This is a genomic window from Rhodococcus sp. 15-649-2-2 (genome assembly GCF_002258645.1).
Taxonomy (GTDB): Bacteria; Actinomycetota; Actinomycetes; order Mycobacteriales; family Mycobacteriaceae; genus Rhodococcoides.
On the sequence record NZ_NPFM01000031.1, the window covers coordinates 515,311 to 530,742 of the forward strand.

Consider the following 15,432-nt stretch of genomic DNA (forward strand, 5'->3'; position numbering starts at 1 on the left):
CACTTGCGTTGTGACTGCACCGACTTCCACACCCCCGCTGATCGCCGCATGCTCGCAACTCCGGGAGGCCTTCGAGCGAACCGGGTACGACGCGGACGGCGTCCTGACGATGCTCGGCGACGACGCTCACGCGGCACTCGGACGCAGTGAGCCGGTTCCGGTCCGCAACGCCAGCCGAAATTCCGGCCCATTGGGCGTTCTGGTGCGCCTCTTCCTTCTCGTCGACGACTGCCCCGAGTCCGACGTCGCCGACGCCATCGCACCCTTGAGCGTCGCCGACGCCGTGGCGGCCGGCATTCTCCACCGCTCCGGATCAGCAGTGCGGACGTTGCTCGACATTCGACCGCTCGATGCCGGACACGGCACTCGGTGGATCGTCTCGGATCCGGACGGCAGCATGCGGGTGGCAGAGACCGCGGCCGACCACGTCTTGGGCGTCGGCCAGGCATCGCTGTCACTGCTCCGGGGGACGCCCACGTCCCCGGTCTCGACCGTTCTGGACGTCGGCACCGGCTGCGGCGTCCAGGCCGTCCATGCGTGCGGCTACGCCGAGCAGGTGACAGCAACCGACATCAGCCCGAGATCCATGGATCTCGCGGCCGCGACGATGGCGCTCAACGGCCTCGAGGTCGAGCTGCTGCACGGATCGTGGTTCGAGCCGGTGGCAGGGCGCCGGTTCGATCGCATCGTGGCCAACCCACCGTTCGTCGTCGGACGCGCCGAGGTGCAGCATTCCTATCGTGATTCCGGCCTCGATCTCGACGGTGCAAGCGCACTGATGATCGGGCAGGCCCCGGAGCACCTGGCCCCGGGCGGCACGGCTGCCATCCTGGCCTCTTGGGTCCATGTCAGAGGTGAGGACTGGCGGGCGCGGGTGGCGTCGTGGCTGCCTGCACACGGGGTCGACGCCTGGGTGGTCGAACGCGACGTCGCCGATCCGGCTCTCTACGTCGGTACCTGGATGCGCGACGGTGGCCTCGACCCCCGCGATCCCGACGCGGCCGCAGTTGCGCAGTCCTGGCTCGACCACTTCGCTGCCGCCGACGTGGAGGGAATCGGTTTCGGCTTCGTCTATCTCCGCCGTACCGATACACCGACCGATCTTCTCGCCGAGGAACTCACCCATGGCTTCTCGGACCCTCTCGGTAACGAATCGATCGAGTACTTCGCGCGGTTGGACTGGCTGCGCGAGCACGACATTCTCGATTCGGTACTCACTCTGGACCCGAACACTGCACTCGAACGCGTCTATCTACCCGGCGACGAGGGTTGGGCTCCGGTGGCAGTGCGGGTTCATCGCGGCAACGGCCCGCAATGGCAGCACGACGTCGACGAACTCGGTGCAGCATTGCTCGCCGGGCTCCGACCCGATGGTCTGCCGGTCGGTGAACTGGTCGAGTTGCTCGCTGCCGCGCACGACGAAGACCCCGAAGATCTGGCTGCGCACGCCGTGACGATGATGCAGGGGCTCGTCCGGCACGGGCTGGTTCGGCCGGCCCGATGAGACCGCCGCGGAGTGCCTCGCGCGAGGCGCTGTTCCCACCGGTCTCAGTTCTCAGCAACTTCTCAGGACGACCATGACGTAATCCCTGGTCACACGGGTATCAGAAGGATCGGCGTGGGAACTTATCGGAGTCTCCCGAGCGTTGAACCTTGTGAGACACCACCGACCAGGAGGCAAGTCATGACCAGCCCCAGCACCACGATTCGTCCACGGCCCACCGATGCCGATCTGGACGCCCAGAGCCCGGCAGCCGATCTCGTTCGCGTTTACCTCAACGGGATCGGTCGCACGGCACTGCTGACGGCTGCCGAAGAAGTCGATCTCGCAAAGAGGATCGAGGCTGGTCTGTACGCCAAGCAGGTTCTCGAGAACACCAAGCGTCTGAGCGCGGTCAAGAAGCGCAACCTCGCCATCATCGTTCGCGACGGTAGCGCCGCGCGGAGCCACTTGCTCGAAGCGAATCTTCGCCTGGTCGTCTCTCTTGCCAAGCGCTACACCGGTCGCGGCATGCCCCTGCTCGACCTGATCCAGGAAGGCAACCTGGGTCTGATTCGCGCAATGGAGAAATTCGACTACGCCAAGGGCTTCAAGTTCTCCACGTACGCGACCTGGTGGATCCGGCAGGCCATCACCCGCGGCATGGCAGATCAGAGCCGCACCATCCGGCTGCCTGTCCACTTGGTGGAACAGGTGAACAAGCTGGCCAGGATCAAGCGCGAGCTCCATCAGCAGCTCGGCCGTGAGGCGACCGACGAGGAGTTGTCGAGCGAATCCGGCATCGCGGTGGAGAAGATCGCAGATCTGCTCGATCACAGCCGCGACCCGGTCAGCCTGGACATGCCGGTCGGCAGCGACGAGGAAGCACCCCTGGGAGACTTCATCGAGGATTCGGAGGCGACGTCGGCCGAGAATGCCGTCATCGCCGGCTTGCTGCACAGCGACGTTCGAGTCGTGCTCGGCACACTCGACGAGCGTGAGCAGCAGGTCATTCGACTCCGCTACGGCCTGGACGACGGGCAGCCCCGCACTCTCGATCAGATCGGCAAGCTGTTCGGGCTGTCCCGTGAGCGTGTTCGTCAGATCGAGCGCGAGGTGATGGTCAAGCTCCGGCAGGGCGACCGCGCCGAGAAGTTGCGGTCCTACGCCAGCTGATCGCAGCCACCGACCGGTGGAGCAGCGGTGACCATCCCCGTTCGCGCCACCTGACGCGGTAGCCGAGCCGACGTTCCCTCCCCCCCGGGACGTCGGCTCGGCTTCCGTCTTTTCGAAGCCTGTCTCGTTCAGCGCAGCCGACGTGGGCCGAGATCCGCCTTGGTCGGTTCGGGCCCGATACGCACGCGCGCATCGGTGATCTGCGCGCCGTCGGCGGAGGCCAGCACCGGCTCGCACGAAATCTCCCGAATATCCGGGATGTCCTCTGCGAGTGCGGATATGCGCTGAACCAGATCGATCAGGGCCTTCTTGTCGACAGGCACCGCATTGCGATAACCGGACAGTAGCGGTGCGGCCTTCGGCGCGTCGATCAGTTGGGCAGCTTCGTCCTCGGTCAGTGGAAGTACCCGAAACGCCCGGTCGCCCAACAGGTCCGAGATGACTCCGGCCAGACCGAACGAGATGAGCGATCCGAACGAGGGGTCGTCCTGGACCCGTACGACACAGCCGATTCCTTTTACTGCCATCCGCTGCACGTGCAGCAGCGGCTCGCCCGAATCGGCCGCCAGATTGCGGTACGCCACCCGCACTGCGGAAGCGTCGGCCATGTCCAGACGAACTCCCCCGAGATCGGGTCGATGCCGCCACCGTTCCCCCGTCGCCTTGACCGCCACCGGGTAGCCCAGTTCGTCGGCTGCCGCCACGGCCTCGTCCTCGTCGGTCACGACGCGGAACGGCACGACCTCGAGCCCGTAACAGGCAAGCAGTTCTGCGGTCTCGAAATCCGACAGCCAGCGGCCACGGTTGCCGGCCGAACGCCATCGCTCGACCAGGTTCTTGGCACCCTCGGAATCGATGCTCTTGGGCCGAACCAGGTTCGACACCGGTCGCGAACGCCACGCGGAGTAGCGCCAGGCCGCGGCCAGAGCAGCAACCGCCCGTTCCGGGCTCGAATACGAGGGAACCGAACCACGAATCGGATGACCGCTCGGTCCCCGCACGGCCAGTACGTCGGGAATCCCCTCGGTGGCGAGAAACGTCGACAGCACGGGCTTGTCGGATCCACGGACGGCGTTTCCCAGAGCTGTCGCGAACGGTTCGACCTCGACGGCAACCGGAGGTACGAACACGACGATGACGGCATCGATGTCCGACGCAGCCAGTGCCGCCGAGACGGCCTCGGCGAAATTCTCGGGACCGGCTTGTGGGCCGACGTCGATCGGGGTGCTCGCGTGCAACCCCTTGGCGCGCGCAGCATCGACCGCCAGCACACCGAGCGCCGTCGAGTTGCCGACGACTGCGACCCTCGGTCCGACCGGCAGAGGCTGATTACCGAACAGGACTGCGCAGTCGAACAATTCCGAGATGGTATCGACCTGGATGACGCCTGCCTGTGCGAACAGAGCGCGCACGATCGAATCGTCGATATCGGCACCGATCGCATGTGCTGGCGGAACGGCTCCGCGTCCGCTCTTTACAGCGATGATGGGTTTGCTGCGCGCCACCCGGCGGGCGATTCTGGTGAACTTTCTCGGGTTACCGAAGCTCTCGAGGTACAGCAGAATCACCTCGGTTGCCGGGTCCGAGTCCCAGTACTGCAGCAGATCGTTGCCGGACACATCGGCTCGGTTGCCTGCCGAGACGAATGTCGAGAGACCGAGCCTGCGGTTGGCGGCCTCGTCCAGGATCGCGATGCCGAGAGCGCCGGACTGGCAGAAGAAACCGACGTTGCCGGGCGTCGGCAGATGCGGAGCGAGAGTGGCGTTCAACCCGAACTCGGGGTCGGTGTTCGCCACTCCCAGCGCATTGGGCCCGATCAATCGCATCCCGTGCGCCCTCGCTGCGAGTACCAATCTGCGCTCGCTCTCCTGCCCCGCAGGCCCCGTCTCGCCGAATCCACCCGACACCACCAGCAGTGCTTTCACACCTTTGTCCAGACAGTCGTCGAGTACGGCGTCGATGGCGTCGGCCGGAACCGCTGCGATCGCGAGGTCGACCGGGTCGGGAATGTCGTGCACCGTGGCGTACGCACGAACGCCGCGGACCGACCGGTGGTCTGCATTGACCGGATAGACCGGTCCGGTGAAGTTGCCGGCCAGGAGATTGGCGAGCACCGCGTTGCCCACCTTCGAACTGTCCGTCGACGCTCCGATGACGGCCACCGACCGGGGGCTGAGCACGTTGCGTACGCTGCGGGCCTCGGCGGCGCGCTCACGTGAATTGCGCACCGAGAGCAGTGCCTCGCTCGGATCGATGGCAAATTCCAGCCGCAGCACCCCACCCTCGAAGGACCTGCTGACCTGGTAGCCCGCTTCCCGGAAGACCGTGACCATGTTCCGGTTCTCGGCGAGCACCTCGGCGACGAACATGTTGACCCCGTTCTCGGCGGCGGCTCCGGCGAGATGCTCGAGCAGGATCGGTCCGAGTCCTCGGCCTTGGTGTGCGTCGGCAACGACGAAGGCCACTTCGGCCGAGTTGCCGTCGCCCTCGGGCAGACGTTCGTATCGGCCGACCGCAATGATGTCGTCGCCGAGTACAGCCACGAACGCAACGCGGTCGTGGTGATCGACGGTGGTGAAGTTGAGCACGTCCCGCTGGGGCATGGTGGGGTACGGACCGAAATATCGGAGGTACCTCGTCCGTTCGGAGAGTCGCCCGTGGAAGGCGACGATGCGCTCGGAGTCCGACGGGACGATGGGACGAAGATGCACGACGCCACCGTCGGAGGTCAGTACGTCGGCAACCCAGTGGCGCGGGAACGACGTTTCCGCGCGCTCTCGTGCCAGGTCCTGCGCGCTGGGCTCCGCGGCAGGTTCGTCGGACGGGGAGTTCGACGACGAAGTGCCGGTCCGATCAGTCACGCGGGTCCTCCGGATCGAGGCCGAGCAGCGGGAACACTGCCCGGCGGGTGGCTGTGATCGCCGAGTCGACGCGTTCGAGCGCCCGGTCGGTGCCGTCGGTTCCGGCGAGAGACCCACCGGGTCCGTCCCAGGCGGGATAGTCCACGTCTCCCCCGTCACCCATGGTCTGCGGGAGATCGACACTCGGAGCCATCGTCCGCACTCGGTCACGCCAGGTGTCCGGCAGCGCTGACGTCGGATCGATCTCGCGGCCGAGCGCGGCGGCGATGAGGTACGTCCACGCCCGCGGAACCACACGTACGAGGCCGTATCCGCCGCCGCCGACGGCCAACCATCTGCCCTCGCAGTGCTTGTCGGCGAGATCGCGCATGGCCAGGAACGCAGCATTCTGACCGTCGACGGTCAGGGCGAGATCCGCGAGGGGATCCTCGCGGTGGCTGTCCACACCGCATTGGCTGACGATGATCTGGGGCCGGAACGCCCCGACGGCACCGGGCACGATCGCATGGAACGCGCGCAACCACAACCGATCCGCGGTGCCCGGCAGCAACGGGACGTTGATCGAGGTTCCTTCGCCGCGTTCGGTTCCCACCTCGGTCGACCAACCGGTGTTCGGCCACAACGTGGCTGGATGTTGGTGCAGGGAGACGGTGAGTACGCGGGGGTCACCGAGGAATGCTGCCTGGACGCCGTCACCGTGATGGGCGTCGACGTCGATGTAGGCGATTCTGTCGAATCCGTTGTCCAGCAACCACGAGATGGCGATCGCGGCATCGTTGTAGACGCAGAAGCCCGAGGCCCAGTCGGCCATGGCATGGTGCATGCCGCCACCGATACTCACCGCGCGGCGGGCACGACCCGACGCGATCTCGCGGGCTGCGGCCAACGAACCGCCGGCCAGCATGGCGCTCGCCTCGTGCATCTGCGGAAACACCGGGTTGTCGTCGGAACCGAGCCCGTGGACGACGTCGTCGGGGTCACGCAGAGCCGGGCCCTGCGACGGTGCCTGTTTGACCGCCTCGATGTAGGCGCTGGTGTGAAATCGCAGCAGCTCGGAATCCGGGGCGGCAGCGGGCTCGACGAGTTCGACTCCCGCGAGCACTCCGATGTCGGTGGCGAGTGCCATGGTCAGATCGAGTCGAGTGGGGTTCATCGGGTGGTCGTCGCTCCACCGGTAGCCGAGGTAGTCCTCGCTCCACACGACGATGTCCTCGGGGCGGTTCGGGATGTACTCGGCGGCGCGTGTCGCCTTGTCAGACATACGGACAAAACTACGTTGTCGGGTGGAATGGTGTGGCACGGTTCCGGTGTTGTGCCGTATGTCCCCCTGTGAGAAGCCACGGGAATCGACGAGCGCCGTTGTGGTGCGCCGCGCCCGTGCCGGTTGGGTGCAGCGCCGATTTCGGGGCGCTGACGGTAGGATCGAGCCCGACGAAGGGGTTGAGTGTGAAGGATCTGGTCGACACCACGGAGATGTACCTCCGGACGATCTACGATTTGGAAGAAGAGGGTGTGATTCCGCTCCGCGCGCGAATCGCCGAGCGGCTCGAACAAAGTGGTCCCACCGTCAGCCAAACTGTCGCGCGGATGGAGCGCGACGGCTTGTTGTCCGTCGCGGGAGACCGGCACCTGGAGCTGACCGAGAAGGGTCGCAGTCTGGCGGTCGCCGTCATGCGCAAGCACCGCTTGGCGGAGCGACTGCTGGTGGACATCATCGGCCTGCGCTGGGAAGACGTACACGCCGAGGCGTGCCGTTGGGAGCACGTGATGAGCGAGGAAGTCGAACGTCGTCTGGTCACCGTGCTGAACAACCCGACCACCTCGCCGTACGGAAACCCCATCCCGGGATTGGCCGAGCTCGGTCTCGGTCAGTCGACCCTTGCTCCCGAGGCTCTCATCCGTCTCACCGATGTGCCGGTCGGCCAGCCGACCGCAGTGGTCGTACGCCGTCTGGCCGAGCATGTTCAGTCCGACCCCGAGGTGATCGCGCAGCTTCGTGAAGCGGGCGTTGTTCCCGATGCTCGGGTTACAGTCGAAGCCAAGCCCGGGTCCGTCACGATCACCGTGCCAGGGCACAGCGGTGTCGACATATCCGATGAAATGGCACACGCCGTCCAGGTGAAGAGGGTCTGACCTCACACTGCCGGCGGTGCCGCAAGCGTGTGAGGGAGAGCAACAGTGAAGCTTCTGGTTACCGGTGGTGCGGGATACGTCGGCAGTGTCTGTGCAGCCGTGCTCCTCGAGCGCGGCCACGACGTCGTCGTCGTGGACAACCTGTCCACCGGGAACCGGGACGCTGTGCCCGGTGGTGCCACGTTCGTAGAGGGTGACGTCAGAGACGTTGCCGCGGAGGTGCTGAACGGCGGCGGGTTCGACGCCGTACTGCACTTCGCCGCGCAGTCGCTCGTGGGCGAGTCGGTGGTCGCACCCGACAAGTACTGGAGCGGCAACGTGGTCACCACGCTGGCCCTGCTCGACGCGATGCGGGCTTCCGGAACTCCGAAACTGGTGTTCTCCTCGACCGCTGCCACTTACGGCGAACCCGAGAAGACACCGATCACCGAGGACGCTCCTACCCGGCCGACCAATCCCTACGGTGCCACCAAGCTCGCGATCGACCACGCGATCACGTCCTATGCGTCGGCGTACGGTCTCGCCGCCACCAGCCTCCGTTACTTCAACGTCGCCGGTGCCTACAACGGCTTCGGTGAGAATCGCGTTGTCGAGACCCATCTGATTCCGCTCGTGCTGCAGGTTGCGCTCGGGCAACGCGAGAAAATCTCGGTGTTCGGCACCGACTGGCCCACCCCCGACGGCACCGCAGTCCGGGACTACATCCACGTCGCGGACCTCGCCGAGGCGCACATCCTTGCGGTCGACGCGGCGCAGCCGGGTGAGCACACCATCTACAACCTCGGTAGCGGTACCGGATTCTCCGTACACGAGGTCATCTCGTCCTGCGAGAGGGTCACCGGCCTGCCCATCACCGTCGAACACGCTCCCCGACGCGCGGGCGATCCTGCCGTTCTCATCGCCTCCAGTGCACGAGCGATGGAGGAGCTGAAATGGTCGCCGGAGCTGACCGATCTCGATCGAATCGTCGCCGACGCCTGGGCCTTTCTGCAACAGCTCGGCGATCGTTCCCACGCCGCACACTGACGCGCTCACAGCGCCGTCAGCGTCGACCGAACGGATCGCCGGGTAACCGAACGCCGCATGCACGCGCGCACGCGAATCCACTCTCGGCGACTTCGCGAACCAGTTCCGGGCCGGCACCGGCACTGAGCGATCTGTCCAGCAATCGCGCCAGGCTGTATTTCTCGTCCGCTTCCAGGGCCGCATCGATCGCGATACGGGCCATCGGTCCGTCGCCGCGAACGTACGCACTGAACGCCAGAAGCGTTGCAGCGATGGCTCTCTCGCGCCGTGGAAGTACACGGGAGATCATCGCCCAGAATTCCTCGACAAACCCCGCATCGTCGCCGAGAGTCAAGGCAAGCAACGCGTCGCGAACCTGAACCGCGCGGATCGCGACCGCGATCCGAGCAATGTCGACCGGGTCCAGTTCTGTGTCGTACGGGGCCCGCGCGACGTACGACAGGACGGCCGTCAACTCATCGGTGCCAGAACGTCCGCGGCGACCGAGGCGCGCGATTTCGGCGGCCACGGCCCGTACCGTGCCCTCGGGGCCCGGCGCGATGGTCTCGGCCAACTCGCGCCTCGACCGTCGTACCGAGTAGCCGTCGAGAACGCGGGCGACGGTCAGCGGCGACGTCGACGGATCGGATATTCGGCCGTGCCGCTGCGGCCCGGACACCGACCACCACACAGCGGAATCGGCGATCTCCGCCGTCGCAAGGGCCGCACTGAGCTCTATCCCGAACGCCGCAAGGGTGGTGACCAGCTCCCCCACCACAGCCTCGACGTCGAGCAGGTGCGCACCTCTGACGGTCCGGTCGAGTCGGTCGTCGACGAACACCGCAATGACGGCGGGGACGTTCTCCGAGGCGCAGTAGCCGGCCAGATAGCCGATGACGTCGAGCATCTCCGGTGTAGCCCGGGTGCCGCTGCCGGCGCGTCGATCGATGTGCTCACCTGCCAGCACCAGGTCGTGACGCATCGTGGGACCGACGGTCGCGCCGCCGTCCTTCACCGCGATGAGCACGATGGAACGGTGTGGATGGAAGCCGAGCATCGCAGGTACCGCTGCCATCAGATCGCTGGCATCGCCGAGTAGCACGCGGCGAGAGTGGAAGTTGTCGTGAGAATTCGTCGGTGTGTACATGACCCGAAATTCTCGCGGCGCTCTCGTCGGGGAACGCAGCGTGAGCTGGGCTTCCGTACTGCCCTGTGGAGAACGAGCCTTCTGTGGACGAACCGTCCCGCACGCGCAGTTGTGGGCCGATTCTGTCGGCCCCTCCTGCTAGGCGCGCGTCACCCCTGCTTGACCTTCTGCACCGCCGCGGTGAAGAGCTCGTCCAGCGTCATCGCGTCGGGCGTCTCGGAACCGAACGACATGAAGGTGGCCGACACCCGCACGTTGTCGATCTGTGCCATCAGCGTCAGCATCGACTGAGTGACCGCGTCGCCACCGGCTCCCGACGCCACCGTCTGCCGGACGGCCAAGGTGTCGTCCGCATCGATCGGAGGTGCAGGGGTCAACGTGGACGTCACCGTCGAGGTTGCGCCCGATTTGGTGGCCGTCACCTCGCCGCACTGTTCGAGCTGCTCCATTCGGGTCGAGAGCGGCTCGTCGACTGCTGTCAATTCGATGGAGATGGTCGACCGGCTGTCGTTGTCGGTGCCGACGATCATGGCCGTGCCGGTGGGGCCGAAATCCTGATCGGCCGGCTTGCACCCGGCCGGGCTGACCTCGGCTCCGGCCGGTATTCCGCTGAGGTCGGGGGCCGCCTGCGAGATGGCCTGCTGAGGCAACACCAGGGCGTCGTACGGTGCCGGAAAACTCGACGCGTCGATGAGCAGCGTGTTCAGATCCGTTCCCGGCTGCGACGACATGGTACCGCCGGCGCTGGGTTCGGGGGTTCCCGTGACGGTGGAGCTGCAACCGACCAGCACAAGAGCTGCGATCGCTGCCGAGGTCGCGGCGATGGACAGGCGGGTTCTGCGTGCGGCGGGGCTCACAAGACGTCCTCTTCGGGTCGATGGGACGCCGCAGCACACGCTCCGGCGTCCCACCACTGTCTCATTCCGACCACCTCGAATGCGGCAGGCGACCTACCGCGGTGTCGGAATTCAGCTGCCGCGGGCGATCCATTCCTCGAGGTGTGGTGCTTCGTCGCCGATACGGGTTCCGTCACCGTGTCCGGTGTTGACTCGGGTGTCGGCGGGCAGCGCGAACAATCGGTCGCGGATCGACCCGATGATGGTCGGGAAATCCGAGAACGATCGTCCGGTGGCTCCCGGACCGCCGGAGAACAAGGTGTCGCCGCTGAACAATTCCCCCGCTTCGGGCAGATACAGGCACGTCGATCCGGGTGAATGCCCCGGGGTGTGCAGCGCCACGATGTCGGTTCCCGCGACGGTGACGCGCTGACCGTCCTCGAGAAGCGTGTGACCGACACCCGGGTGGGTCTGCTCCCACAGCATGTCGTCGGCGGGATGCAGCAGAATCGGCGCATCCAGGGTGTCGGCGAGCTCGGGTGCCACTGTCACGTGGTCGTTGTGTCCGTGCGTGCAGATGACGGCTTTGACCGTGCGGCCGGCGACGGCGTCGACGATCGGTGCAGCGGTGTGGGCGGCGTCGACGATCACCACCTCGTCGTCGTCGCCGATCAGCCAGATGTTGTTCTCGACATCCCAGGTGCCGCCGTCGAGGCTGAACGTTCCTGACGTGACGACGTTCTGGACACGAAACGTCCCGCTCACAGGACCACGACCGACCGCAGCACGGTGCCCTGATGCATCTTGTCGAACGCGGCCTCGACGTCGTCGAGGGTGATGCGTTCGGTGACGAACTTCTCGAGCGGCAACCGGCCCTGCTGGTACAGGTCCACCAACTGCGGGAAGTCGCGTTCGGGTAGGCAGTCGCCGTACCAGGACGACTTCAGCGATCCGCCGCGGGAGAAGAAGTCGATCAACGGCATCTCGAGGGTCATCTCCGGGGTCGGCACCCCGACGAGCACGACGGTGCCGGCCAGATCACGCGCGTAGAAGGCCTGCTTCCAGGTCTCGGGGCGGCCGACGGCGTCGATGACCACATCGGCACCGAAACCCCCGGTGAGCTCTTGGATGGCCTCGACGGCGTCGAGAACCGAGGAGTCGACGGTGTGGGTGGCCCCGAGTTCGAGGGCCCAGTCGAGTTTTCCCTTGTCACGGTCGACCGCGATGATCGTCGACGCCCCCGCCAGACGCGCTCCGGCGATCGCGGCGTCACCGACACCGCCGCAGCCGATGACCGCGACCGAATCCCCGCGTGAGACGTGGCCGGTGTTCATCGCCGCCCCCAGCCCGGCCATCACCCCGCAGCCGAGCAGCCCGACGACCGCAGGATCGGCGTCGGCAGCGACCTTGGTGCACTGTCCTTCGTGGACGAGGGTCTTCTCGGCGAACGCACCGATCCCCAAGGCGGGAGTCAGCTCGGTGCCGTCGTCGAGGGTCATCTTCTGCGCGGCGTTGTGGGTGTCGAAGCAGTACCACGGGGTGCCGCGTTTGCAGGCCCGGCATTCCCCACAGACCGCGCGCCAGTTCAGGACGACGAAGTCGCCGACCTCGACGTGCTCGACGCGGTCGCCGACGGTCTCGACGATGCCGGCGGCTTCGTGTCCGAGCAGGAACGGGAATTCGTCGTTGATGCCACCTTCGCGGTAGTGCAGGTCGGTGTGGCACACCCCGCAGGCCTGGATTTTCACGACGACCTCGTTGGGGCCGGGATCGGGGATGGTGATCGTCTCGATCGAGACGGGTGCGCCCTTGCTCTTGGCGACGACGGCGCGGACCTGCTGCGGCATGTGTTCCTCCACTGAAAATCGGGTGTTTCGTGCTCTGTTCAGCCTCGCACAACGCATCGTCACGTGGCGACATCTGCATGGGTTCGACGCCCCGAACCGTGGAGTTCACAAGGTTGTGACCGGGTGGGCACGCAGTCTTTGCGTGCGCCCGGTACCTATGAGCAATGTCTGAACCCATGGAGTACGACCTGGTGGTCATCGGCTCCGGCCCCGGCGGCCAGAAGGCGGCCATCGCGGCTGCGAAGCTCGGCAAGCGAGTGGCGATCGTGGAGAAGGGACACATGCTCGGCGGGGTCTGCGTCAATACCGGAACCATCCCGTCCAAGACGCTGCGCGAGGCCGTCCTGTACCTCACGGGCATGAACCAACGTGAGCTGTACGGGGCGAGCTATCGAGTCAAGGCAGACATCACTCCGGCCGATCTCCTCGCTCGCACCCAGCACGTCATCGGCAGGGAGATCGAGACGGTGCGCTCGCAGCTGCTGCGCAACCGCATCGAACTGATCACCGGTATCGGCAGGTTCGTCGATGCGCACACCATCGCGATCGAGGACGAGTCGCGAGGCGAGCGCATCACCGTGACAGCCGCCAACGTGGTGATCGCCACCGGAACCGCGCCTGCGCGTCCCGTGGACGTCGCGTTCGACGACTACCGGGTACTCGACTCCGACGGAATACTCAATCTCGAGTTCATCCCGGCTTCGATGGTGGTCGTCGGAGCAGGCGTGATCGGGATCGAGTACGCCTCGATGTTCGCAGCCCTCGGCACCAAGGTCACGGTCGTCGAGAAGCGCGATTCGATGCTCGACTTCTGTGATCGCGAGATCATCGAGTCGTTGCAGTTCCATCTCCGCGACCTCGCCGTGACGTTCAGATTCGGCGAAGCGGTCACCGCGGTCGACGTCGGCCCGAACGGTACCGTCACCACGCTCGCGAGCGGCAAGCGCATTCCGGCGGAGACGGTGATGTACTCGGCCGGGCGCCAGGGATTGACCACGGCGCTCGAACTCGAGAACGCTGGACTCGAGGCGGACGCGCGCGGCCGCATCTTCGTCGACGAGCATTTCCAGACCAAGGTCGATCACATCTATGCGGTCGGCGATGTCATCGGGTTCCCGGCGCTGGCCGCGACGTCGATGGACCAGGGCAGGCTGGCGGCGTATCACGCGTTCGGTGAGTCGAGCGCCAAACTGACCGACCTTCAGCCCATCGGCATCTACTCGATCCCGGAAGTGTCCTATGTCGGTGCAACGGAGGTCGATCTGACGAAGGGGTCGATTCCCTACGAGGTGGGAGTGTCGAGGTATCGCGAACTGGCCCGCGGCCAGATTGCCGGCGACTCGTACGGAATGTTTAAGTTGCTCGTCTCCACCGAAGACCGGTCGATTCTCGGTGTGCACATCTTCGGGTCCGGTGCGACGGATCTGGTGCACATCGGACAGGCAGTCATGGGATGCGGCGGTACCGTCGATTATCTCGTCGACGCCGTGTTCAACTACCCGACGCTGTCCGAGGCGTACAAGGTTGCCGCGCTCGATGTCACCAACAAGATCCGAGCGCTGGCCAACTTCGACCGCTGATGGGCCTCACTCGGAACCCCGACGACCACTGGGGAATGAACGACGGCCGTCCGGTTGTTCTTTCCATCAGTGATTCGCCACGTTCGACGTCGGCGTGTACACGGTGCATACGGAGGGTCGGCGTATTCTGACCCGGATCTCGCATCGAGGTACCGACGAGTCGATCCGAAAGGGGCCCGGCCATGACCGAACAGTCGAAGATGTACGAGCTGGAATTTCCGGCACCGCAAATCTTCTCCGACGACGGCGTCGGACCCGTCCTCGTGCACGGCCTGGAGGGATTCTCCGACGCCGGTCACGCCGTGAAGTTGGCGACGACCCATCTGCGCGAGAGCCTCGAATCCGAACTGGTGGCATCGTTCGACGTCGACGAGTTGATCGACTACCGGTCTCGTCGTCCGACGATGACGTTCAAATCCGACCACTTCTCGGACTACGACGCTCCCGAGTTGAATCTCTACGCAGTCAAGGACCGGGCCGGGACACCATTCCTGCTTCTGGCCGGAATGGAGCCGGATCTGCGGTGGGAGAAATTCACCACCGCCGTCCGCCTCCTCGCCGAGCAGCTCGGTGTGCGGCGCACCATCGGTCTCGGCTCCATCCCGATGGCGATTCCGCACACACGCCCACTCGGGGTCACGGCGCATGCCAGTGATCGGGAGCTGGTCAAGGAAGGCAACAGCTGGGCGGGCGACCTACAGGTGCCCGGAAGTGCGTCCTCGCTGCTCGAGCTTCGGATGGCTCAGCACGGCCACGAGTCGATGGGCTTCTCGGTGCACGTCCCGCATTACCTCGCCCAGACGGACTACCCAGGCGCAGCCGAGACCCTGCTCGAGAACGTCAGCGAGGCCGCTGAGCTCGATCTTCCGCTCGCAGCACTCGGCGAGGCTGCGGCGCGAGTTCGCGAGCAGGTGAACGAGCACATCACCGGAAACGACGAGGTGCAGTCGGTGGTGCAGGCGCTCGAGCGTCAGTACGACACGTACGTCGCCGCACAGGAGCAGCAGTCGACGTTGCTGGCCGGTGACGAGCCGCTGCCGAGCGGGGACGAGCTCGGTGCCGAATTCGAGCGATTCCTGGCCGAACAGGCCGGCCTCGACGAGGGCGACGACACCGACCGGCAGTGATACAACACCTAGCGACAGTGTGAGTAGTCACAACGTGTAGTCGTACCAACGGTCGAATCGGACAGCGGGAGCGGATCGAAACATACCTGTAACCGCAAATACGCTCGATGTTCTGCCCCGAACGTCATCTCGTGCGAGAGTCGTAGCGACACGTACTCCGGTATGTACCGTCAGAACACTCGTACACGGCGACGCCGTACTGCGTCGCGCGTGCGGCGCACCAGGGAATGTCAGGAGGCG

At 65.7% G+C, this 15,432-nt stretch carries 12 protein-coding genes; 6 read left to right on the plus strand and 6 right to left on the minus strand.

Annotation, left to right across the window (positions count from 1 at the left end; translation table 11 throughout):
- Positions 1–10: 10 nt before the first annotated feature.
- Positions 11–1,504, plus strand: coding sequence for a methyltransferase (locus CH305_RS23150; RefSeq protein ID WP_094704969.1), 1,494 nt, complete (start codon positions 11–13; stop codon positions 1,502–1,504).
- A 180-nt stretch (positions 1,505–1,684) separates the two neighbouring features.
- Positions 1,685–2,656: a sigma-70 family RNA polymerase sigma factor gene (locus tag CH305_RS23155; RefSeq protein ID WP_032377730.1), complete on the plus strand. Its 972-nt coding sequence runs from the start codon at positions 1,685–1,687 to the stop codon at positions 2,654–2,656.
- 128 nt (positions 2,657–2,784) lie between these two features.
- Here the strand turns inward: CH305_RS23155 and CH305_RS23160 are convergent, their stop codons facing one another.
- Complete coding sequence (locus CH305_RS23160) at positions 2,785–5,442, minus strand: bifunctional GNAT family N-acetyltransferase/acetate--CoA ligase family protein (protein WP_037153243.1); 2,658 nt, start codon at positions 5,440–5,442, stop codon at positions 2,785–2,787.
- Positions 5,443–5,509: 67 nt separating this feature from the next.
- Positions 5,510–6,778 (minus strand): acetoin utilization protein AcuC, encoded by a 1,269-nt coding sequence (locus CH305_RS23165; RefSeq protein WP_052058623.1) that lies wholly within the window; start codon positions 6,776–6,778, stop codon positions 5,510–5,512.
- 185 nt (positions 6,779–6,963) lie between these two features.
- Here CH305_RS23165 and CH305_RS23170 point away from each other — a divergent pair, with 185 nt between their 5' ends.
- Together CH305_RS23170 and galE are read left to right on the plus strand one after the other, a co-directional pair.
- A complete protein-coding gene (locus CH305_RS23170; RefSeq protein ID WP_032403288.1) occupies positions 6,964–7,650 on the plus strand; it encodes a metal-dependent transcriptional regulator in 687 nt (228 codons plus the stop codon).
- Between the two features lie 45 nt (positions 7,651–7,695).
- A complete protein-coding gene (galE, locus tag CH305_RS23175) occupies positions 7,696–8,676 on the plus strand; it encodes a UDP-glucose 4-epimerase GalE (protein WP_032403287.1) in 981 nt (326 codons plus the stop codon).
- 16 nt (positions 8,677–8,692) lie between these two features.
- On the opposite strand, the gene CH305_RS23180 is transcribed toward galE, so the two are convergent.
- From CH305_RS23180 to CH305_RS23195, 4 genes are all read right to left on the minus strand, one after another.
- On the minus strand, positions 8,693–9,802 hold the full coding sequence (locus tag CH305_RS23180) for a DUF4192 domain-containing protein (RefSeq protein ID WP_094704970.1): 1,110 nt from the start codon (positions 9,800–9,802) through the stop codon (positions 8,693–8,695).
- Between the two features lie 149 nt (positions 9,803–9,951).
- Positions 9,952–10,659, minus strand: coding sequence for a DUF5642 family protein (locus CH305_RS23185; protein WP_094704971.1), 708 nt, complete (start codon positions 10,657–10,659; stop codon positions 9,952–9,954).
- Between the two features lie 111 nt (positions 10,660–10,770).
- Positions 10,771–11,403: an MBL fold metallo-hydrolase gene (locus CH305_RS23190; protein WP_094704972.1), complete on the minus strand. Its 633-nt coding sequence runs from the start codon at positions 11,401–11,403 to the stop codon at positions 10,771–10,773.
- Entirely contained in the window at positions 11,400–12,485 is a 1,086-nt protein-coding gene (locus CH305_RS23195; RefSeq protein ID WP_094705290.1) for an S-(hydroxymethyl)mycothiol dehydrogenase, read from the minus strand. The genes CH305_RS23190 and CH305_RS23195 overlap by 4 nt, the downstream gene beginning before the upstream one ends.
- 164 nt (positions 12,486–12,649) lie before the next feature.
- Between CH305_RS23195 and sthA the strand changes: the two genes are divergently transcribed.
- Both sthA and CH305_RS23205 read left to right on the plus strand, forming a co-directional pair.
- Complete coding sequence (gene sthA, locus CH305_RS23200) at positions 12,650–14,065, plus strand: Si-specific NAD(P)(+) transhydrogenase (RefSeq protein WP_094704973.1); 1,416 nt, start codon at positions 12,650–12,652, stop codon at positions 14,063–14,065.
- A 182-nt stretch (positions 14,066–14,247) separates the two neighbouring features.
- The gene (locus tag CH305_RS23205; RefSeq protein WP_032377725.1) at positions 14,248–15,192 is read left to right on the plus strand and encodes a proteasome assembly chaperone family protein; all 945 of its coding nucleotides are present in this window, start codon (positions 14,248–14,250) and stop codon (positions 15,190–15,192) included.
- Positions 15,193–15,432: the final 240 nt, after the last annotated feature.